General features: G+C 36.2%; 24 protein-coding genes. 18 read left to right on the top strand and 6 right to left on the bottom strand.

Translation table 11 applies throughout. The features are described 5' to 3' along the window. Complete coding sequence (locus tag ACFWDE_RS00675) at window positions 1–651, bottom strand: GTP pyrophosphokinase (protein ID WP_002067312.1); 651 nt, start codon at window positions 649–651, stop codon at window positions 1–3. Window positions 652–955: 304 nt separating this feature from the next. Here ACFWDE_RS00675 and ACFWDE_RS00670 point away from each other — a divergent pair, with 304 nt between their 5' ends. Continuing rightward, complete coding sequence (locus tag ACFWDE_RS00670) at window positions 956–2452, top strand: YcdB/YcdC domain-containing protein (protein ID WP_377889356.1); 1497 nt, start codon at window positions 956–958, stop codon at window positions 2450–2452. A 54-nt stretch (window positions 2453–2506) separates the two neighbouring features. Here ACFWDE_RS00670 and ACFWDE_RS00665 read toward each other — a convergent pair whose 3' ends face one another. Next, window positions 2507–2737, bottom strand: a complete 231-nt coding sequence (locus ACFWDE_RS00665) for a hypothetical protein (protein ID WP_377889354.1) — start codon at window positions 2735–2737, stop codon at window positions 2507–2509. A 258-nt stretch (window positions 2738–2995) separates the two neighbouring features. Here ACFWDE_RS00665 and sigK point away from each other — a divergent pair, with 258 nt between their 5' ends. Together sigK and ACFWDE_RS00655 are read left to right on the top strand one after the other, a co-directional pair. Further along, the gene (gene sigK / locus ACFWDE_RS00660; RefSeq protein ID WP_000051382.1) at window positions 2996–3709 is read left to right on the top strand and encodes an RNA polymerase sporulation sigma factor SigK; all 714 of its coding nucleotides are present in this window, start codon (window positions 2996–2998) and stop codon (window positions 3707–3709) included. A 291-nt stretch (window positions 3710–4000) separates the two neighbouring features. Beyond that, window positions 4001–4789 (top strand): phosphatidylserine decarboxylase, encoded by a 789-nt coding sequence (locus ACFWDE_RS00655; RefSeq protein ID WP_002145683.1) that lies wholly within the window; start codon window positions 4001–4003, stop codon window positions 4787–4789. Window positions 4790–4941: 152 nt separating this feature from the next. Here ACFWDE_RS00655 and sda read toward each other — a convergent pair whose 3' ends face one another. Then, window positions 4942–5097 (bottom strand): sporulation histidine kinase inhibitor Sda, encoded by a 156-nt coding sequence (gene sda / locus ACFWDE_RS00650; RefSeq protein ID WP_002015226.1) that lies wholly within the window; start codon window positions 5095–5097, stop codon window positions 4942–4944. Window positions 5098–5343: 246 nt separating this feature from the next. Between sda and ACFWDE_RS00645 the strand changes: the two genes are divergently transcribed. From ACFWDE_RS00645 to ACFWDE_RS00610, 8 genes are all read left to right on the top strand, one after another. Next, window positions 5344–5856: a YqeG family HAD IIIA-type phosphatase gene (locus ACFWDE_RS00645; RefSeq protein WP_002145684.1), complete on the top strand. Its 513-nt coding sequence runs from the start codon at window positions 5344–5346 to the stop codon at window positions 5854–5856. A 3-nt stretch (window positions 5857–5859) separates the two neighbouring features. Further along, the gene (yqeH, locus tag ACFWDE_RS00640) at window positions 5860–6966 is read left to right on the top strand and encodes a ribosome biogenesis GTPase YqeH (RefSeq protein ID WP_377889351.1); all 1107 of its coding nucleotides are present in this window, start codon (window positions 5860–5862) and stop codon (window positions 6964–6966) included. 15 nt (window positions 6967–6981) lie between these two features. After that, window positions 6982–7815, top strand: a complete 834-nt coding sequence (gene aroE, locus ACFWDE_RS00635; RefSeq protein WP_377889349.1) for a shikimate dehydrogenase — start codon at window positions 6982–6984, stop codon at window positions 7813–7815. Window positions 7816–7819: 4 nt separating this feature from the next. Continuing rightward, the gene (gene yhbY, locus ACFWDE_RS00630) at window positions 7820–8113 is read left to right on the top strand and encodes a ribosome assembly RNA-binding protein YhbY (protein WP_002145686.1); all 294 of its coding nucleotides are present in this window, start codon (window positions 7820–7822) and stop codon (window positions 8111–8113) included. Window positions 8114–8248: 135 nt separating this feature from the next. Then, window positions 8249–8818 carry a nicotinate-nucleotide adenylyltransferase gene (locus ACFWDE_RS00625; RefSeq protein WP_002145687.1) on the top strand — a complete coding sequence of 190 codons (570 nt, stop codon included), beginning with the start codon at window positions 8249–8251 and terminating at the stop codon, window positions 8816–8818. Next, complete coding sequence (gene yqeK, locus ACFWDE_RS00620) at window positions 8808–9377, top strand: bis(5'-nucleosyl)-tetraphosphatase (symmetrical) YqeK (RefSeq protein WP_002145688.1); 570 nt, start codon at window positions 8808–8810, stop codon at window positions 9375–9377. The genes ACFWDE_RS00625 and yqeK overlap by 11 nt, the downstream gene beginning before the upstream one ends. Continuing rightward, entirely contained in the window at window positions 9374–9730 is a 357-nt protein-coding gene (rsfS, locus tag ACFWDE_RS00615) for a ribosome silencing factor (RefSeq protein ID WP_000653209.1), read from the top strand. Before yqeK ends, rsfS begins: the two co-directional genes overlap by 4 nt. Continuing rightward, complete coding sequence (locus ACFWDE_RS00610) at window positions 9727–10476, top strand: class I SAM-dependent DNA methyltransferase (RefSeq protein ID WP_002111917.1); 750 nt, start codon at window positions 9727–9729, stop codon at window positions 10474–10476. Before rsfS ends, ACFWDE_RS00610 begins: the two co-directional genes overlap by 4 nt. Window positions 10477–10648: 172 nt before the next feature. On the opposite strand, the gene comER is transcribed toward ACFWDE_RS00610, so the two are convergent. After that, the gene (gene comER, locus ACFWDE_RS00605; protein WP_002160436.1) at window positions 10649–11476 is read right to left on the bottom strand and encodes a late competence protein ComER; all 828 of its coding nucleotides are present in this window, start codon (window positions 11474–11476) and stop codon (window positions 10649–10651) included. 77 nt (window positions 11477–11553) lie between these two features. On the opposite strand from comER, the gene ACFWDE_RS00600 reads away from it, so the two are divergent. The 3 genes from ACFWDE_RS00600 (at window position 11554) to ACFWDE_RS00590 (ending at window position 15110) form a co-directional block, all read left to right on the top strand. Next, window positions 11554–12153, top strand: coding sequence for a helix-hairpin-helix domain-containing protein (locus tag ACFWDE_RS00600; protein WP_377889345.1), 600 nt, complete (start codon window positions 11554–11556; stop codon window positions 12151–12153). Window positions 12154–12216: 63 nt separating this feature from the next. Beyond that, complete coding sequence (locus ACFWDE_RS00595; RefSeq protein WP_002145691.1) at window positions 12217–12774, top strand: ComE operon protein 2; 558 nt, start codon at window positions 12217–12219, stop codon at window positions 12772–12774. 14 nt (window positions 12775–12788) lie between these two features. Further along, window positions 12789–15110, top strand: a complete 2322-nt coding sequence (locus ACFWDE_RS00590; protein ID WP_377889343.1) for a DNA internalization-related competence protein ComEC/Rec2 — start codon at window positions 12789–12791, stop codon at window positions 15108–15110. A 31-nt stretch (window positions 15111–15141) separates the two neighbouring features. Here the strand turns inward: ACFWDE_RS00590 and ACFWDE_RS00585 are convergent, their stop codons facing one another. Next, on the bottom strand, window positions 15142–15276 hold the full coding sequence (locus tag ACFWDE_RS00585) for a YqzM family protein (protein ID WP_000997609.1): 135 nt from the start codon (window positions 15274–15276) through the stop codon (window positions 15142–15144). A 348-nt stretch (window positions 15277–15624) separates the two neighbouring features. On the opposite strand from ACFWDE_RS00585, the gene holA reads away from it, so the two are divergent. Then, a complete protein-coding gene (gene holA / locus ACFWDE_RS00580; protein WP_002034073.1) occupies window positions 15625–16635 on the top strand; it encodes a DNA polymerase III subunit delta in 1011 nt (336 codons plus the stop codon). 84 nt (window positions 16636–16719) lie between these two features. On the opposite strand, the gene rpsT is transcribed toward holA, so the two are convergent. Next, the gene (gene rpsT / locus ACFWDE_RS00575; RefSeq protein WP_002088694.1) at window positions 16720–16977 is read right to left on the bottom strand and encodes a 30S ribosomal protein S20; all 258 of its coding nucleotides are present in this window, start codon (window positions 16975–16977) and stop codon (window positions 16720–16722) included. Between the two features lie 180 nt (window positions 16978–17157). On the opposite strand from rpsT, the gene gpr reads away from it, so the two are divergent. The 3 genes from gpr to lepA all read left to right on the top strand — a co-directional run bounded on the left by gpr (window position 17158) and on the right by lepA (window position 20657). Continuing rightward, complete coding sequence (gene gpr, locus ACFWDE_RS00570; protein ID WP_377889339.1) at window positions 17158–18261, top strand: GPR endopeptidase; 1104 nt, start codon at window positions 17158–17160, stop codon at window positions 18259–18261. Further along, window positions 18261–18623, top strand: a complete 363-nt coding sequence (locus ACFWDE_RS00565; protein ID WP_377889337.1) for a YqxA family protein — start codon at window positions 18261–18263, stop codon at window positions 18621–18623. Before gpr ends, ACFWDE_RS00565 begins: the two co-directional genes overlap by 1 nt. Before the next feature lie 210 nt (window positions 18624–18833). Beyond that, complete coding sequence (lepA, locus tag ACFWDE_RS00560) at window positions 18834–20657, top strand: elongation factor 4 (protein ID WP_002145694.1); 1824 nt, start codon at window positions 18834–18836, stop codon at window positions 20655–20657. Window positions 20658–20788 lie beyond the last annotated feature (131 nt).

Below are 20788 nucleotides of genomic sequence, written 5' to 3'. Positions count from 1 at the left end.
TTATAGTGGTAATAAAATTTGATTTGAACATGCTTCAATGTCATCAATATCTTGACGGATTGTTGCCATCTTATTATCGAGGTCTTCAGCTTTCATAGCAGCGTCATGTAGTTCATCTTTCAAATAGTCAGGTATATTTCCTTCATATTTGTAGTAAAGTTTATGTTCTAAACTTGCCCAAAAGTCCATGGCAAGTGTACGTAATTGAATTTCTGCAAAGACATCTTTCGTACCAGAATTTAGTGACAATGGATATTTTATTATCATATGCAAACTTTTATAGCCATTTCCTTTTGGATTAGCAATATAATCTTTTACTTCTACAATTTCCATGTCTCCACGATTTTCAATAACTTTTTTTAAATGATAAATATCTTCTACAAAGCAACATGTAATACGGATGCCAATAATATCTTGTAATTGTGTTTGAGCATTTTCAACTGTTGGTGATAAGTTTTTACGCTCAAGCTTTCTAATGATACTTTCGGGTTGTTTAAGTCTTGTTTTTATATGTTCAAACGGGTTGTAGTCTTCTAAAAATTGAGCTTCCCGGTTCATAATTTCAAATTTAGTTTTTAACTCTTCTAAAGCGAATGTATAAGGTAATACAAAAGCTTTCCAGTAGTTAACGGTTGATTGATTATATTCCATTTATATACACACCTTTTCTTATTTACAAGTGAAGTTGTTACTATACTAAACACCAAATCATGTAGGCGCAAGCAGCAAATGATGAGATCATAAAGCGATATTTAGTTTTCATCTTTTCAACCCCTTTCAAATGAAATTATATATGAATAAACGTCATGGTTAGTAATTTCATTATGTACAATTCTTATAGTAATAGATTCATGTGAAATTCGTATGAACTAATTGTTGCAGCTTTTTGTCTTTTTGCTAATGACTTTTGGTTTTGTTTGTTATAATTACCTTAAATTGTAATGAGGGAGAGGGTATGATGAATCCAAAAGATAAAGAAAGAAAAGAGCAAGTGGCTCATATTATTGAAATTCCAGATGAATATAGGCTTGTTGTAGATGATCAAGAAGGAGTGGATGATCCTCATCATTTATTATGGTGGGGGCATAAAGAGGATGAGGAGAAACAGATACAAATTTCATTAAATAGGCATACAGGTAATCTATTTGAATTCAGGATAGATGATGAAAATTATTTTTCGAGTGATAAAGAAGTGATAGAGGAAAATAAGGCAAGAGAGATTGCAAATGTATTTATAAAAAAATATGTGGAAGAAAGATTAGAATTTTATACATATGTGTCAATTAAGGATGACTGGCGTGGTTGGAAAGAAATAAATTATATGCAGGAAGTGAATGGATATCCATTGCCGGATAAAGGATGTGTTGTGCGAGTTCATCCTTCAGGTAATGTTGTGAATTTCCGTTATAACGGAGGGAAAAGTATACAGGAAAAACCGTTATGGCCAATTGAAATTGTTGATGAGAGCACAGTTTTAGATAACCTCAAGGCTAGACAAGATATAAGACTTGTATTTGCTGATTTAACATACTCCTCATGTGAATATGAAAGTGGAGAAGAAGTAAAAGGGTACCATCTTGTGTATGAGCCAGAACCTAGTCATACGTTTATTGATGCAAGTACAGGTAAAGATTTGTTTGGCCGAGATCATTATAAATTGCCTCCAACTGTAGCTGTTGAAAAACCGAAAAAAGGTAGCAGGCAAGATGATATATTCGATTTATTTGACTGGGATAAAGAAAGTTTTACAAAAGTAGCTGAGACGGAAAATGAAGATGGAATAAGGATGAAATTTGTTCCGAAAGAGGAATTACAAAAACAGAAAGAAGAAAAGAATCCATATTTAATGAATGAATTCTTTAAAAAGCATTTACCGATGTTAAAATATAATAATTTAGTTGGCATTACGATTGATAAATCAACCAATGAATTAATTGGTTTTATAAAACTGACAGACGATAAAGAAGTAAAACAAATACTGTCTAGAGAGGAATGTTTACAAAAAGTACTTCAATTTCTAGAACGAGTTATTCCAGATATCACACAATATCTTCGTCTTTGGGAAGAACGTGAAGAAGCAGAAGATGGGATTGAAAGATTTACCTTTTCCGTATATGTGAATGGTATTCCAGCAGAGTATAACCAATTTAGGGTTAATATCAATACAGAAAATGGTGCTGTGATGCACTATTCAGGAGAATCTAGCAACATTATAAAAGAATTACTTGCATATGAAACAACACCAAAAGTAACAAAAGAAAAAGTGTTAGAAATATATAGAGGGGCCATCCGAGTTAAATTAGAATGGTTTATAGATCATGATGCAGAGGAAACGAAATACGAACTACTGTATAAACAAACGACGGATGAAAATCATAAAGAACCCTTCGACTGTAGTCGAGAAATTCGTTATATTGATGCCCACACTGGGGAAAAGATTTGGAGGAAATAAGTCTTTAAATAGGGAAAAAGGTCTTCGAGAGAAGACCTTTTTTAGAAAGAACGATTATTCTTCGCATGTATCAATTTTGTATAACCACTTCTGTACACTAGCAGGTGGTCCTTCTGTTCTCCACTTTGTTGTACACATTCCGCAAGAACAGTGAACTTTCCCTTTTGCAAAAATACCGACAATTTCAGGAGTATATCCCCATGCGTGTTTTGCAATATTCATCTTTCGGCGCATTGTACGCTGACATTGGTGTCTTGTATAAGCACGTGTTCTTTCAAATTTCATATTTGTAATCCCTCCTTGTAGTACAAGCAGCTTGCAAGAGCGTACAAGGAGTTCATCTCTTACAAGCTACTCGGGTACAAGAAGGTAATAAAATGTTTCACATTTTACCCTCCTATCTTTTGTTTAAGTATACGTAACGAAGCTTTGTGCGACAAATATCATGCTTAAAAACATGTTGGAATGATATCGTACAGACACAAACAACCTCATGCCCACATACACATAGTAAAGACCACTATTTTGGCGGAGGTGAAAGGTTTGAGTCTATTCGCCGCAATTGGATATATGGTTCGAGAAGTGTTTGTATTTGTTTCTTATGTGAAGAACAATGCGTTCCCGCAGCCGTTATCATCAGATGATGAGAGAAAGTACTTAGAGTTAATGGAGCAAGGTGATGCTCAAGCGAGAAATCTTTTAATTGAACATAATTTACGGCTTGTAGCTCATATTGTTAAGAAATTCGAAAACACCGGTGAAGATGCAGAAGATTTAATTTCAATTGGTACCATTGGGCTTATTAAAGCGATTGAAAGCTATTCAGCAGGGAAAGGAACTAAGCTTGCAACATATGCAGCGCGCTGTATCGAAAATGAAATTTTGATGCATTTACGTGTACTGAAGAAAACGAAAAAAGACGTTTCACTTCATGATCCAATCGGGCAAGATAAAGAGGGTAATGAAATATCGCTTATTGATATATTAAAATCAGAATCTGAAGATGTAATTGATATGATTCAGCTTAGTATGGAGTTAGAAAAAATTAAAGAGTATATCGATATTTTAGACGAACGAGAGAAAGAAGTAATTGTGAAGCGTTTTGGACTTGGGCTTGATAAAGAGAAAACACAGAGGGAGATTGCGAAGGCACTCGGTATTTCAAGAAGCTACGTATCGCGAATTGAAAAGCGTGCTTTAATGAAAATGTTCCACGAATTTGTGCGGGCTGAGAAAGAGAAAAAAGCAAAAGAATAATGTATATTGTAGGCAGCTACACTTTAAAAGTGGCTGCTTTTCTTTCGGGAAAACGGAAAGAAAACGAGCTGCTCTCAGAAGAAATACATGTTCACTGTTGAAAATGGCGGGTTCTATCTGTAATATTAGAAGGTGCTAAACAATTTAAGAATAAAAATTATACTTAGTTTTTCTTCGTGTATAACGAGACGGCTCCATTCTATATGTGGGAATAAGAACCAATTTTACATATGATATAGAGAGAAAAGAAGGGGAAACTAAAGTTATAGGCTGATTAGGAGGTTTCGTAATTTGCGACGGACATTATATCGACTTATGATCGAACTTACAAATGGTCGTTTTACTTCTTATATATTACGTAAATTTGCACAATCTCGTTTGAGCTCTATCATTATTCCATCGTATGCGAAAGTTTTTCAAATTAATCAAGATGAGATGGAAAAGGGTTTGAAGGAATATCGAACATTGCATGATTTATTTACACGTAGGCTAAAAGAAGGAAAGCGTAGTATTGATACTGATGCATCGAGTATCGTTAGTCCTGTTGATGGTGTTTTTGCTGATCAAGGTCCTATTGAGGATACAAAAACATTCGATATAAAAGGAAAGCGTTATTCAATTGTGGATATGCTAGGTAATGAAGAGCGTGCAAAGCGATATGCAGGCGGTACATATATGGTAATTTATTTGAGTCCAAGTCATTATCATCGTATTCATAGTCCGCTCTCTGGCTCTGTGACTGAAAGATTTGTACTCGGCAGAAAATCATATCCGGTAAATGCAGCGGGTATGGAGTATGGGAAAGAACCATTGTCAAAAAATTATCGCTCTGTTACAGAAGTAAATAGTGAAGGCGAACATATGGCGCTTGTAAAAGTAGGTGCTATGTTTGTTAATAGTATCGAGCTCCTTCATGAAAGAAGTACTGTTCAAAAAGGTGAAGAGATGGCATACTTTACATTTGGCTCAACAGTTGTTTTATTATTTGAAAAAGATATGATTGAAGCAGTGCAGGAATTGACAAGTGGGCAAGAGCTGCGTCTTGGTGAAAAAATTGCAACCCGAGTATCTCATAAGTAAAGAAAAGATTTTATAATATACTTATAAAGCTCTAATTAAGAAATGTGGACAAAGATGCTTGATGAAGAAATCCCCTAGATGGGAGTACTTGTTTATTCGAGAGCCATCGCAGGATGGCTCTTTTTACAGGTCAATCAGCAATCTATATGTACTCAAGAAGATTTGACGAGCTTGTCCTCTAACGAGCGTCTAATAATTTCTTGTTTTATAAGTAAAATGAAGTCGGGATTTAATTTTAGTTCTTTTGCTTTATAATAAGACTCAGTGAGTAAATCAGTAGATAGCTGTTCCATATGTTTTGTTTTCAAGGTGAGTCACCTCCTAATAATATAAGGATTGATTCGTTGTTGCATTTAATGTACCAAAAAAATATGACAGTCACAAACAAGAGGTTATCCACATACCTCAGTGGATAAAATGTGTATAGAATGTTAGTAAATTCCGAATTGACTGAAAAGTTAATGTGGAAAGTGTGTACAAGTTTATCCACAGGTTATTTATCGAAAAATGCTGTCGAAAAATTTTATGAAAAATCCTCAAAGAGGTGAAAGAAATTGAAGTTATTTTTACCAAATGAATATGTGAAAAATGTATATCATGTTCAACCAGAAGATTTGAAAAAACGTGGAATTAAAGGAGTTATTACTGATTTAGATAACACTTTAATTGAATGGGATCGTCCAAACGCAACACCACAGCTTGAAGAGTGGTTTTTGAAAATGAAAGAAAATGATATTCAAGTAACGGTCGTTTCAAATAATAATGAGCAACGCGTTAAAGACTTCGCTGACCCATTAGGTATTCCGTTTATTCATAGTGCGCGCAAACCGTTTGTTCGCGCATTTAAGCGTGCGATACACGAGATGCACCTGCAGCCAGACGAAGTTGTAGTAATTGGAGATCAGTTACTAACGGATGTGCTCGGCGGGAATCGTGTGGGACTTCATACAATTTTAGTTGTACCGGTAGCGCAAACGGACGGATTGGTGACACGCTTTAATCGAAAAATTGAACGAAGAATTATGAGAAACATGAAGAAAAAAGGCTTAATTAATTGGGAGGAATAAAGTTTGACTGAAATAATTAAATGTATTGGTTGCGGTGTAGAAATTCAAACAGAAAATAAAAATGAAATAGGATACGCTCCTGTATCATCTTTAGAGAAGGAACAAGTAATTTGTCAACGTTGTTTTCGTTTGAAACATTATAACGAAATTCAAGATGTATCTTTAACAGACGATGATTTCCTTCGTATTTTAAACGGAATTGGACAATCGGAAGCATTAGTGGTCAAAATCGTAGACATTTTCGATTTCAATGGTAGCTGGTTACCGGGCTTACATCGTTTTGTAGGGAATAATAAAGTATTACTTGTTGGGAATAAAGCTGACTTAATTCCAAAGTCAGTTAAGCATGATAAAGTAAAACATTGGATGCGCTACAGTGCAAAGCAACTTGGTTTAAAACCAGAAGATGTCTTTTTAATTAGTGCAGCTAAAGGACAAGGAATCGCTGAACTTGCTGATGCAATTGAGCATTACCGTGAAGGTAAAGATGTTTATGTTGTTGGATGTACGAATGTTGGTAAATCAACATTTATTAATCGTATGATTAAAGAATTTAGTGATGAGACTGAGAATGTAATTACAACATCACATTTCCCAGGAACAACACTTGATTTAATTGATATTCCATTAGATGAAACATCCTCTTTATACGATACACCAGGTATTATTAATCATCATCAAATGGCGCATTATGTTGGGAAACAAAGCTTAAAGCTTATTACACCGACTACAGAAGTTAAGCCAATGGTATTCCAATTAAATGAAGAACAAACATTATTCTTTGGTGGATTAGCACGATTTGATTATGTAAGTGGAGGCCGTCGTGCATTTACTTGTCATTTCTCAAACCGTTTAACAATCCATCGTACAAAGCTTGAAAAGGCTAATGAATTGTACGAAAGACACGCTGGAGAATTATTGAATCCACCGACACCAGAAGAATTAGAAAATATGCCTGAGTTTGTGAAATATGAATTTAATATTCGTGAGCCAAAAACGGATGTTGTATTCTCTGGATTGGGCTGGGTTACTGTAAATGAATCAGGAGCGAAAATTGTTGCTCATGTACCAAAGGGAGTAAGTGTTTCATTACGTAAATCTTTAATTTAATATGGAGAGGGATTTATGAAACAATTATATGGTGTAATCGGAAATCCAATTGGACATTCATTATCACCCGTTATGCATAACGATGCATTTGAACACTTGAATATGGATGCCCATTACCATGCGTTTCTTGTAGAAGAAGAAGCGCTAGGGGAAGCAGTAAAAGGTTTGAAAGCATTAGGTATTTCAGGATTTAATGTAACGACTCCACATAAAGTTGCAATTATGGAGTACTTGGATGAGGTTGCCCCGTTAGCAAGGCAAATCGGTGCGGTAAATACAGTAGTTCATCGAGATGGAAAATTGATTGGGTATAATACAGATGGAATTGGTTTTGTTCGTGCCCTGCAGTCAATTAGTGAAGATCCACTTCGAGAGAAACGTATTTTATTAATCGGTGCAGGTGGTGCTAGTCGAGCTATTTACTTCTCACTTGCAGATGTAGGTGTGAAAGAAATTGATATTGCTAATCGTACGAGAGATAAGGCGGAAAATCTTATCGCTGGGAGCATGGCAAATGTTAATTCACATGCTCTATCGTTAGAATGTGCAGCAGAAAATCAAGGGGAATATGATATTATCATCCAAACAACAACGATAGGTATGCATCCACATGTTGCGTATACGCCGCTGGAAATTCGTTCATTGAAACAAGGAACGATTGTTTCTGATATTATTTATAATCCATTTGAGACGAAAATTTTAGGCGATGCGAAAGAACAAGGTGCAATAATTCAAAATGGAATCGATATGTTCGTTTATCAAGGTGCACTTGCATTTGAAATGTGGACAGGGTGTGTGCCGAATATTGATAGAATGAAACAATTAGTAATGAGAGAGCTTGGAGGCTAATTATATGTTAACAGGAAAACAAAAAAGATTTTTACGTGCAAAGGCACATCATTTAACACCGATTTTTCAAGTTGGAAAAGGTGGCGTGAATGAAAATATGGTGAAACAAATTGGAGAAGCATTAGAAGTTCGTGAACTATTTAAAGTGAGCGTATTACAAAACTGTGAATTTGATCGTAGTGAAGTTGCAGAAGAGCTTGCACAAGGTGCACGAGCTGAAATCGTTCAAGTAATCGGAAGCACAATTGTTTTATACAAAGAATCAAGAGAAAATAAGCAGATTAGGCTTCCTCGATAAAAGATATACGTGAGTTATTTCGTAGTGAACGCTTGATATGTAGAAAGCGAAACCAATTGAACTTTTATTAACAGTGGGCTCTCTTCGAATATGTATGGGGAGAGTTGCTGTATGTAAAAGGAAGGAGCGTTTCTTTTGAGAAAAATTGGCATTATTGGTGGCACGTTTGATCCGCCTCATAATGGGCATTTGTTAATTGCAAATGAAGTGTATCATGCTTTAGGGTTGGAAGAGGTATGGTTTTTGCCGAATCAAATTCCACCGCACAAGCAAGGACGTAACATTACGAGTGTGAAAAGTCGATTAAACATGCTGCAAATAGCGACTGAGGAAGAAGCATACTTTTCAATTTGTTTAGAAGAGCTAGACAGAGAAGGCCCATCTTATACATACGACACTATGGTACAATTAACGGAGAAGTATCTGGATGTGCAGTTTCACTTTATTATTGGCGGAGACATGGTTGAGTACTTGCCGAAGTGGTATAACATTGAAAAGTTACTTAAGCTTGTGACTTTCGTTGGAGTTGCAAGACCAGGTTATACATTACATACGCCTTATGATATCGTAAAAGTGGAAATTCCGGAGTTTGCAGTTTCTTCTTCTCTGTTACGTGAGAGATATATGACGAAGAAAACGTGCAAATATTTACTCCCTGAAAAAGTACAGGTATATATCGAGAGGAATGGGTTGTATGATTCGTGAGGAAGCACTTAGTATTGTCAAACAACAAATGCATGAAAAACGTTATATACACACGATTGGTGTAATGGAAACAGCGATTGAACTTGCCCGGTTATATGGTGTAGATGAGAAAAAGGCAGAGACGGCTGCTATATTTCACGATTATGCAAAATGTAGAGCGATTCCAGAAATGGAAGAGATTATTAAGAGAGAAGCTTTGCCGAAGGATCTACTGCACTATAACAAAGAGTTATGGCATGCACCTGTTGGGGCATACTTAGTAGAAAAAGAAGTAGGCATTACTGATCTTGAAATTCTACAAGCTATTACATATCATACAAGTGGTCATGAAAAAATGACAATGTTAGATAAAGTTATTTATGTAGCAGATTACATTGAACCAGGACGTAAGTTTCCTGGTGTGGAAGAAGCGAGGAAACTCGCATATAAAGATATAAATCAAGCTTTACTGTTTGCTTTAAAGCGAACAATTCAATTTTTAATGGAAAAAGATCAAACGATTTATCCATTAACATTCCAAACATATAATGCAGTTATCAAGGAGGAAATTAATAAATGAAAGATAAAGAGTTATTAGTATTAGCGGCAAAAGCAGCTGATGATAAGAGAGCAGAAGATATGGTTGTACTAAATATGCAAGGTATTTCACCGATTGCAGACTATTTTATTATTTGTCACGGAAATTCAGATAAGCAAGTACAAGCAATTGCACGTGAAATTAAAGCGAAGGCACATGAGTTCGAAATTAACGTACAACGTATGGAAGGCTTTGATGAAGCGCGTTGGGTTTTAGTAGACCTTGGTGATGTGGTTGCTCATGTATTCCATAAAGATGAGCGTAATCACTATAATTTAGAGCGTCTATGGGGCGATGTGCCGCGTGAAGATATTGCAGATGAGCTAGATCAATGAAATACGAACAATTTGCTTTGCTGTATGACGAACTGATGAATGATGTCCCTTATGATAAATGGGTGGAATTCACAGAGGAAAGTTTGCAACAGGCATCTATGAAAGAGGCAAAAATTCTTGACGTAGCATGTGGAACTGGTAACGTAACACTTCCGCTTGTACGAAAAGGTTATGATTTAATTGGTGTAGATCTTTCGGAAGAAATGTTAACTGTCGCACAGCAAAAATTGGGGGGAGAAGGTTATTTTATTCCTTTTTACCAACAAGACATGAGAGAGCTCGATGTTCCTGGTGAATTTGATTGTGTGACAATCTTTTGTGACTCATTAAATTACGTATTGCAAGAAGATGGGGTGCAAGAAACATTTAGAAGAGTTTTCCACCATTTACGTCAGGATGGCTTGTTTTTATTCGATGTACACTCTTTATATAAAATACATCACGTATTTCAAAATGAAACATATACAGTGAACGGCGAAGAAATATCACTTATTTGGAACTGCTTCCCAGGAGAAGAATCAGATAGTGTGGAACATGATTTGACATTCTTTGTACAAGATTCAGAAGAAGATGTGTACCATCGTTTTGACGAATGTCACGTGCAGCGTGCATATTCGGTTGAAGTGTTAACAAAATGGCTTGAAGAAGCTGGATTTACAGTACTTCGCGTCACAGGTGACTTTGAACGAATCGAAGTGACAGAACAAACAGAGCGCATCTTTTTTATGGCGAAGAAGAATGGATAAAAGAAAAGCAACCGATAAGGTTGCTTTTGTTTTATAGAAAAGATGTAGTTTTAGTTCTAGAAAAATAAAAAGATGATATGTGTAAAGTGTAAAAATGCTAGTTTTAGTGAAAATGTAGCATGAAAAAGATAAGTATTAATAAAAAGGGTTTGGGATTACGATGGCGTATTTATTATGTGTGTTTATTGAATTGCTGCTCAACGCATTTTAAATCTTCATCAAATTTCTCATGTGTCCGTTCGATTAATTTATGAAACATATCCCCAACGTGCTCTTCTAAAATACGAATACCTTCTCCTGTAACACCGCCTTTAACGCATACCTTTTCTTGTAAAGTAGGTAATGTGAAAATTTCTTTTTCAAGTAATTTCCCCATTCCAATGACCATTTCACTTACTAAAGTAGTGGCTTCTTCATGTGTAATATTTGTTTTATCTACAGCAGCGTTAATGAAACATTGTAATAAATAACTAAAAAAAGCAGGGCCGCAGCTTGCTATATCAGATGAAACGCGCGTTATATCTTCTTCTATAACAAGGGGAGTAGAAATGTTTTTGAATAGACGAAATAGTTTTTGTTGCCATTCTTCAGAGCAGTTATTTCCAAATGTAAATAGTGATGCGCCGGACAAGGCGCGGTTTGTGATGCTTGGAATGATACGAGCGACGTGGCAAGGTATAAGTGTTTCTAATTGTGATGGAGATATGGGGCTTGTGATAGAAACTAAGCAATCTTCGTCTGAAAAATGGTCAGCGTATTTTTTTAGAATAGGGTATATATCTATCGGTTTTACGCAAATGAAAATAAGCTGGGATTGTTCGATTACCTCTTGGATTGTTTTGGCTATATGAACAGAAGGGTATTTTTCTTTTATATGATATGCTTTGGCAGGCGTCCGATTAATAATAGTAAGGCACGAAGGTTTGACAGCACGGGTTTCTAAAAATGCATCGATTAGTATATTCCCCATGTTCCCGGTCCCTATAATTCCTATGTTCAATGTTTCATCCCTCCTTCGTAACAGCTTTCTCCTAAACAATATGAATGATGTTATAAATTTATGATTAGAGGTGTAAAATGATGTGGGATTTTCCGAAAAAATGGTTGGGATTAATGGTTATTATTGGCACTTTGATTTTTCTTTTTTTCTGGAAAACGAATCAGCAAACGGAGCAATCGCTCATTACAACGGAAGTTCAAGCGAAAGATGTGGAGAAAAAAAGTAAACCGAAAGTATTGGATGCAAAGGAACAGAAAAAAATAATTATAATTGATGTGAAAGGGGCGGTTGTAAGAGAAGGTGTGTATGAAATGAAAGAGGGGGACCGAGCGAAGGATGCCGTTGAAAAGGCGGGTGGTTTTTTACTAGAAGCAGATGTGAAGAAGGTGAATTTAGCGCAAATTGTACAAGACCAAATGATCCTTTATGTACCGAATAAAAATGAGCAAGTACAAGAGGTGGCCACTTTTTCAAAGGGCGAGGCAAAGATTCAAATAAACGCAGCTTCTAAAGAGCAACTTGAAAAAATTACAGGCATTGGTTCTCGGAAGGCAGAAAGTATTTTGAAATACCGAGAAGAACACGGTCCGTTTCAGAAAATAGAAGATTTATTAGAAATTGATGGGATTGGGGCGAAGTCTTTAGAGAAAATAAAAGATCAAATTATTATTCCGTAAAAGATTGACGAAGTTTTTCTTTTTTCGCTACACTACAAGTAGACAAAAAAGAAGGTGAAAAATATGGAACGAATTTCATGGGATCAATATTTTATGACGCAAAGCCATCTACTATCTTTACGTAGTACATGTACAAGGCTTGCAGTAGGAGCGACAATCGTTCGTGATAAACGAATTATTGCTGGTGGATATAACGGTTCAATTAAAGGTGGTGTACATTGTATAGACGATGGTTGCTATGTCATTGATAATCATTGCGTTCGTACAATTCATGCGGAAATGAATGCTTTATTGCAATGTGCGAAGTTTGGTGCAAAAACAGAGGAAGCGGAAATTTATGTCACACATTTCCCTTGTTTGCAGTGCTGTAAGGCGATTATTCAAAGTGGTGTTACAGCAGTTTATTATGCACAGGATTATAAAAATCATCCGTATGCCATAGAGTTATTTGAACAAGCGAGTGTAACAGTAAAGCACGTTCCGCTAGAATATGATATTACATCGCTAGAGGAACAAGAGCGTCATTTGCAGCTAAAGGAACTATTTGCATCCTTAGAAAAAGATAATTTATCAATGGAAGAATTACAGCGTGTATTCACTAAAGCGAAAATGATGCTATAAGGAGTGAGTATGAGTTGAATGGACAATGGGGCTATGTTGCAATCTCGTTTATAATTGGGATTGCAATTACCTTTTCCACATCGCATTTGTTGACCGCTTGTTGTTTCGTTTGTTATGTTTTATTTTGTTTATATCGTACTTCGCGTAAAACCTTCATTTTTTGTATAATAGCGTGTTTTAGTGGCGCTATGTACACCGCATATGTTCAGAGTCTAAATAAGTCGCTAGGGGAGCCCTACGAAGTTACACGGGGGGTCGTGCAAAATACACCTCTAATTAATGGAGATCGTCTCTCTTTTCAAATTGAGGATCAGAATAAAAACTTAGTGCAGTTAAATTATAAAATACAATCTGCTTCGGAAAAGAAGCAGTTGCAACAATTACATGCAGGTATATCGTGTACATTTAAAGGGGAGGTGAAAGAACCGCAAACTGCCCGGAATTTTCATGTTTTTGATTATCGTAATTATTTATATCAGCAAAAAATACATTTTATATTTGATGTGACATACATTTCTGAATGTCAAAAAACATCATTGTCACTCGTGCAATGGATTTTCCTTCTCAGGCAACAAACAATCTCGAAAGTTACAGAAATGTTCCCGGAACAATCAGGTGCATTTATGAACGCATTATTATTTGGAGATCGACAACAAATGACGTTTGAAGTAGAAGAGCAATATCAACAATTTGGTCTTATACATTTGTTAGCAATTTCAGGATCACATATCGTATTATTAATGGTTATAATGTATTTTGTTTTGCTAAGAAGTGGTGTGACGAAAGAGACAGCAACAGTATGCCTTATAGTTTGCATTCCTCTGTATATGATTATAGCGGGGGCGTCGCCATCTGTTGTGAGGGCTTCTATAACAGGAGTTTTATTGTTGGTAGCTTTCATGTGCTCGGTTCGCTTATCTAGTCTAGACGCCTTAAGTATGACAGCTATATGTATGCTTATATACGATCCGTATCTTATTTTCAACATTGGATTTCAATTCTCATTTGTAGGTAGTTTTTCTTTACTACTATCTGCGCCGATATTATTAGGGCGTAGTAATGGAGTAGTTCGAAATTCTATTTACATTTCTATAATTTCACAGCTCGCTAGTACCCCCATCTTGTTATATCATTTTGGTTATTTTTCTCCTTATAGCATTTTCCTCAATCTTATATATGTTCCTTTTCTATCCATTATTGTATTGCCGTGTAGCATTATTATTCTTATATGTATGCCGGTTATTCCATTGTTCGCAAAAGGAATTGCATATGTACTTTCATTATGTTTAACCATTTCTAATGACTTTCTAAGTTACTGTGAAAGTTTCCCTTTCATCCGACTTACTTTTGGTCAAACTCCTTTATTTCTTGTGGCTATATATTGTTTTAGTATCGTTAGTATATTTGTGATTTGGGAAAGAGTAATAACGAAAAAAAATTTGTGTATAGTTGTGGGTGTGTTTCTTTTTATTAGTACTTGTCATTATGTATATCCATATTTTCACGAAAGTGGGAGTGTTACATTTCTTGATGTTGGACAGGGAGATGCAATATTAATTCGTCTTCCGTACGATAAAGAGGTTTATCTTATTGATACAGGAGGATCCCTTCCTGTCAAGAAGGAAGCGTGGCAACAGAAAAAGCATGAATTTTCTGTTGGGCATGATATTCTTGTTCCTTTTTTACAAAAAGAAGGTATAAAAACGATTGATAAATTAATTGTAACGCATGGAGATGCGGATCATATAGGTGCTGCGCTGGATTTGCTGTCATCTATTATTGTAAAAGAAGTTGTATTTGGGAGAAAGGAACAAGATGCTGTATTGGAAAAAGTGGTGAAGAAAAAGGCGTTAGAAAAGAGCATGAAGATAAGTGTAGTAGGAGAAGGGGAAGGTTGGAGGGTAAATGAAGCGGAATTTTTCATATTAGCTCCAAAGGGGAATGAAAAGGGAGAAAATGACTCTTCGATTGTACTATGGGCCAGACTAGGGGGACTAACATGGCTATTTACGGGTGATTTAGAAGAAGAAGGAGAAAAGTTTATAGTATCGACATATCCTGATTTGCGGGCTAATATTTTAAAAGTTGCTCACCATGGGAGTAAAACATCGTCTACAGATCCTTTTTTAAGCCTTGTACAGCCTAGTGTAGCGATTATTTCTGTGGGAGAGCGTAATAGGTATGGGCACCCGCATAAGGAAGTTATAGAGCGTTTTAAGAAGATGGGTATTGATATATGGCGTACGGATAAGCAAGGTGCTATTTCCTATGTTTTTAATGGAGAAAAAGGAACCTTTCAAAGTAAAATCACATATGATGGAACACATAGAAGATGAAAAAAAGAAGACTGCCGTTAAGCAGCAGCCTTTAAGAACCGATGAATTTAATAACAGTTGCAATAATGAAAAGTGTTGCGAAAAAACCAAATGAGACGATAAATCCTACCCCTGAATCAATAGCGTCATTGCGTTTACTTTGAACGTTTTGTTCAAAATCATTCATTTAGAATCCCTCCCCAACATTCCATTTTAGTATAAAATATTGTCAGAAAAAAATCTACAATTTCCATATGAAGCGAAATAGAGTATTTGTACACTTTTTCTAGTTAGTTAAGTAGCATGAATTTTTCATTTCCAATCATGTTAACAGTTGGCACTTATACTAAGATTATTATTGTAAATAATAAAGGGAAGGTGATTACCGCACACCAATAAGAAATCCGGGGCTTATTGCGTGGCGTTTTATATAAATAAAGGGGCGGATTATAAAGCCCGTCCCTTTGTACTTGTAAAACAAAAGCTAGGGCATTAGTATAAATATATATTGCCAAGTTAGGGAGTAGGAAAAAATATGAGTGATATACATAAGAAGATTAAAAAGAAACAGTTCGCTCCGTTGTATGTACTGTATGGAACGGAAGCCTATTTTATAAATGAAACGATAAAGCTTATTACAACGGAAGCGCTTGAAGAGGAAGATCGAGAGTTTAATGTTGTGACATACGATTTGGAAGAAGCGTATTTAGAAGATGTAGTTGAGGATGCGCATACGCTTCCTTTTTTTGGGGAGCGTAAAGTTATATTAATAAAATCACCATTATTTTTAACGGCACAAAAAGAAAAATTAGAACAAAATATAAAAATTTTAGAAGAATATATTGGGGAGCCATCTCCTTTTTCTATTCTTGTTTTTGTTGCGCCTTATGAAAAATTAGACGAACGAAAAAAAATTACAAAACTATTAAAGAAAACAGCGGATGTAATAGAAGCAAATGCGATGCAAGTGCAGGATGTTCAGAAGTGGATTGTTTCTCGTGCGGATGAGGTGCATGTGCATATTGATAATGCAGCTGTTAGTTTGTTGTTAGAGCTTGTGGGAAGTAATGTAACAATGTTGGCGAAGGAAATGGACAAGTTAACGTTATATGTCGGTATGGGCGGAGAAATTACGCCAAAACTTGTCACGGAACTTGTGCCGAAATCTGTTGAGCAAAATGTTTTTGCTTTAACAGAAAAAGTGGTAAAAAAAGATATCGCTGGTGCGATGCAAATTTTAGACGGATTATTTACACAGCAGGAAGAACCAATTAAATTGCTCGCGTTATTAGTAAGTCAGTTCCGCTTGCTCCATCAAGTGAAAGAGTTGCAACAGCGTGGTTACGGACAAAATCAAATTGCTTCCCATATTGGTGTGCACCCGTACCGGGTAAAGTTGGCGATGAATCAAACGAAGTTTTTCTCTTTTGAAGAATTAAAAAAAGTTATTATAGAATTAGCGGAAGCTGATTATAGTATGAAGACTGGAAAGATGGATAAGAAACTTGTGCTTGAGTTTTTCTTAATGCGGTTAAATCATATGTAGTAACACAAAAAAGTTCACGTACTTAGTACGTGAACTTTTTTGTGTATATAAAAAACGATCCGAATGGATCGTTTTTTAAACGCCTTACGCGTTTACTTGTTTCGCTAAGCGAGATTTTTGACGAGCTGCAGCGTTTTGGTGGATAAGACCTTTACGAGCTGCTTTGTCAAGTTTTTTAGAAGCAGTTTTGAAAGCTTCTTTAGCATTTTCAAGATCGTTATTAGTAACTAAAGTTTCTACAGTTTTAACAGCAGTACGCATGTCAGACTTGATAGAAGCGTTATGTGAACGACGCTCTTCGCTAAGTTTAGCGCGTTTGATAGCAGATTTGATGTTTGCCATACTTTTCACCTCCCTGGTGCAATCGAATGACTCGATTCTTACATAGAACAAGTGATATTTTATCAAACGGTGAAGAGAATTGCAATAGTATATCAATGAAATTTCACGTAAAGGAAAGAATGACCTAATATAACTTGGGGAAATCTAACGATATTTACTATGAATTACGGAGGAGATACGATGAAAGAACCATTAGATTTAAGTAAATATAGTGTTAGAACTGACCTTGCTGTAGAGGCGCACCAAATGCTGCAAGAGCGCCAAGAAGAACAAAAAGGGATACAGGGAGTTATTGTAAAAGAGAGGGAAGAAGAGGGAGTTACAATTACAAAAGTAACTATTGATGAAATTGCATCTGAGTCGATGGGGAAAAAACCTGGGAATTATTTAACTCTTGAGGTGCAAGGTATACGACAACAAGATACGGAACTTCAGCAAAAAGTAGAGCGTATTTTTGCAAAAGAATTTTCTTATTTCTTAGAAGAGGTTGGTGTTTCAAAAGAAGCGAGTTGTTTAATCGTCGGGCTTGGGAATTGGAATGTAACGCCGGATGCACTCGGACCAATAGTTGTAGAGAACGTACTGGTGACGAGGCATTTATTTAAATTACAGCCTGAAAGTGTGGAAGAAGGGTTTAGACCTGTTAGTGCCATTCGTCCAGGGGTAATGGGGATTACAGGAATCGAAACGAGCGATGTCATTTACGGAATTATTGAAAAGACAAAACCAGACTTTGTCATCGCAATTGATGCATTAGCTGCGCGTTCTATTGAACGAGTAAACAGTACGATACAAATTTCTGATACAGGAATTCATCCAGGATCTGGTGTTGGGAATAAGCGTAAGGAACTAAGTGAAGAAACATTAGGTATTCCTGTTATTGCAATTGGTGTGCCAACTGTGGTAGATGCCGTTTCGATTACGAGTGATACAATTGATTTTATTTTGAAACATTTTGGTCGGGAATTGAAAGAAGGAAACAAACCGTCACGCTCTTTATTGCCAGCAGGTTTTACATTTGGAGAAAAGAAAAAATTAACAGAAGAAGATATGCCAGATGAAAAGAGTCGAAATATGTTTTTAGGGGCTATTGGTACGTTAGAAGAAGAAGAAAAGAGAAAGTTGATTTATGAAGTGTTATCTCCTCTTGGTCATAATTTAATGGTAACCCCAAAAGAAGTAGATGCGTTTATTGAGGATATGGCAAATGTAATAGCAAGTGGTTTAAATGCAGCACTGCATCATCAGATTGATCAAGATAACACAGGGGCCTATACACATTGATGGAAAGAGGCAGAAATAGTTTGAGTCGATTTACGCTGTTATGTATATGCGGTACAGTCTTATGCTTGCTTATGATGATAGCTGGAGTGGGACTCGCTAATCATGGTCTGAAAAGTATGAAGGGGTATCGTCAGCTGTCATATGAACAAATTGCTCATATGACAGGAACAGAAGGCGCTGGGGCTGAATCAGAAATTTCGGGAGAGACGTTTTCGGCTATTGAAAAACAAAAACAGTTAGAAAGCTTAAGAAGTTTTAATGTTGTAGAAGGTATCGGTATGGCGATAGCAAGTGTTACTCGTGATATGACAAAGTTTGGAACGGATATAGTGGTTGGGGCAATAAAAGGGATTTTTAGTTAAGGATAGCGGGAAGGACGGTTGTCTTATTGGTTTGTAAGAGAGCTGTTCTTTAATTTGAAAAAGGTTTGTCTCTTATGGTTTGTTCGCATAAGATATAGATAGAGTGATTTGTATTGTAAGCAGCACGAGTTTTCATTGAATCTTTGCTGCTCTATTGATATAATCAGTGCTAGTGTATATTGGCGAGACTATTAGGAGTTGAGAACATAGATGAATAAAGAAGAAAGAGCAAAAAGACAGTCCAAAATTCGTAACTTCTCCATCATTGCTCACATTGACCATGGGAAATCAACGTTGGCAGACCGTATTTTGGAGAAAACAAACGCGTTGGCACAGCGCGAAATGAAGGCGCAATTGCTTGACTCTATGGAGTTGGAGCGTGAGCGTGGTATTACAATTAAATTAAATGCAGTACAACTAACGTATAAAGCGAAAGACGGTGAAGAGTATATTCTTCACTTAATCGATACTCCAGGACACGTCGACTTTACGTACGAAGTATCTCGTAGTTTAGCGGCTTGTGAAGGTGCAATTCTTGTTGTGGATGCAGCGCAAGGAATTGAGGCGCAAACATTAGCGAACGTATATTTAGCGCTTGATAATAATTTAGAAATCTTACCAGTTATTAATAAAATCGACTTACCAAGTGCAGACCCAGAACGCGTACGTCAAGAGGTAGAAGATGTAATTGGTTTAGATGCATCGGAAGCTGTACTTGCTTCAGCGAAAGCTGGCATTGGTATTGAAGATATTTTAGAACAAATCGTTGAAAAGGTACCAGCTCCAACAGGTGATTCAGAAGAGCCGTTACAATGTATGATTTTCGATTCTTTATATGATCCGTACCGTGGTGTAATTGCATATATCCGTGTTGTAAATGGAACGGTAAAAGTTGGCGATAAAGTACGTATGATGGCAACTGGAAAAGAATTTGAAGTAACAGAAGTAGGTGTGTTTACACCAAAAACAACGCAACGTGACGAGTTAACAGTAGGTGATGTAGGTTTCTTAGCAGCATCTATTAAAAACGTAGGCGATACACGTGTTGGTGATACGATTACACATGCGAAACGTCAGGCTGTAGAGCCGTTAAAAGGGTATCGTAAATTAAATCCAATGGTATTCTGTGGTTTATATCCAATCGATTCTGCACGTTATAACGACTTACGTGATGCGTTAGAAAAACTAGAATTGAATGATTCTGCTCTTGAATTTGAGCCTGAAACATCTCAAGCTTTAGGTTTTGGTTTCCGTTGTGGTTTCTTAGGGCTGCTTCACATGGAGATTATTCAAGAACGTATTGAACGTGAATTCAAGATTGACTTAATTACAACAGCGCCAAGCGTTATTTATAAAGTGTATTTAACAAACGGTGAAGATCTTATTGTTGATAATCCATCTAATATGCCAGATCCACAGGCTATCGATCGTGTAGAAGAGCCGTTTGTGAAGGCTGCAATTATGGTTCCGAATGACTATGTTGGAGCTGTAATGGAAATTTGCCAAGGGAAACGTGGAACGTTTATTGATATGCAATATTTAGATGAAACACGTGTTACATTGACATATGAAATCCCGTTATCAGAAATCGTATATGATTTCTTCGATCAATTGAAATCAAATACGAAAGGATATGCATCATTTGACTACGAGTTAATTGGTTATAAACCATCTAAACTTGTGAAAATGGATATTCTTTTAAATAATGAACAAGTGGATGCTTTATCATTTATTGTACATCGTGATTCAGCGTATGACCGTGGTAAAGTAATTGTAGAGAAATTAAAGAAATTAATTCCAAGACAACAGTTTGAAGTGCCAATTCAGGCGACTATCGGAAATAAAGTTGTATCTCGTTCTACAATTAAGGCGATGCGTAAAAACGTACTTGCAAAATGTTACGGTGGTGACATTTCTCGTAAGCGTAAACTTCTTGATAAGCAAAAAGAAGGTAAAAAACGTATGAAGTCTGTTGGTTCTGTAGAAGTGCCGCAAGAAGCATTCATGGCTGTACTGAAAATGGATGATAACTAATAGAGTGAACTATAATTAGTGGGGATTTTTCTATTCTTCGCTAATTATTAGCCCGCACCAATCGTGATAAAAGTAGAAGCCGTTCGTTCGGCTTCTTTTTTATATGCTACTTTTTAGACATCTTAGCATCT

Origin of the sequence: Bacillus sp. NPDC060175, from assembly GCF_042728695.1 — a bacterium.
Taxonomy (GTDB): Bacteria; Bacillota; Bacilli; order Bacillales; family Bacillaceae_G; genus Bacillus_A.
This window is presented reverse-complemented; position numbering and strand designations above follow the sequence as displayed.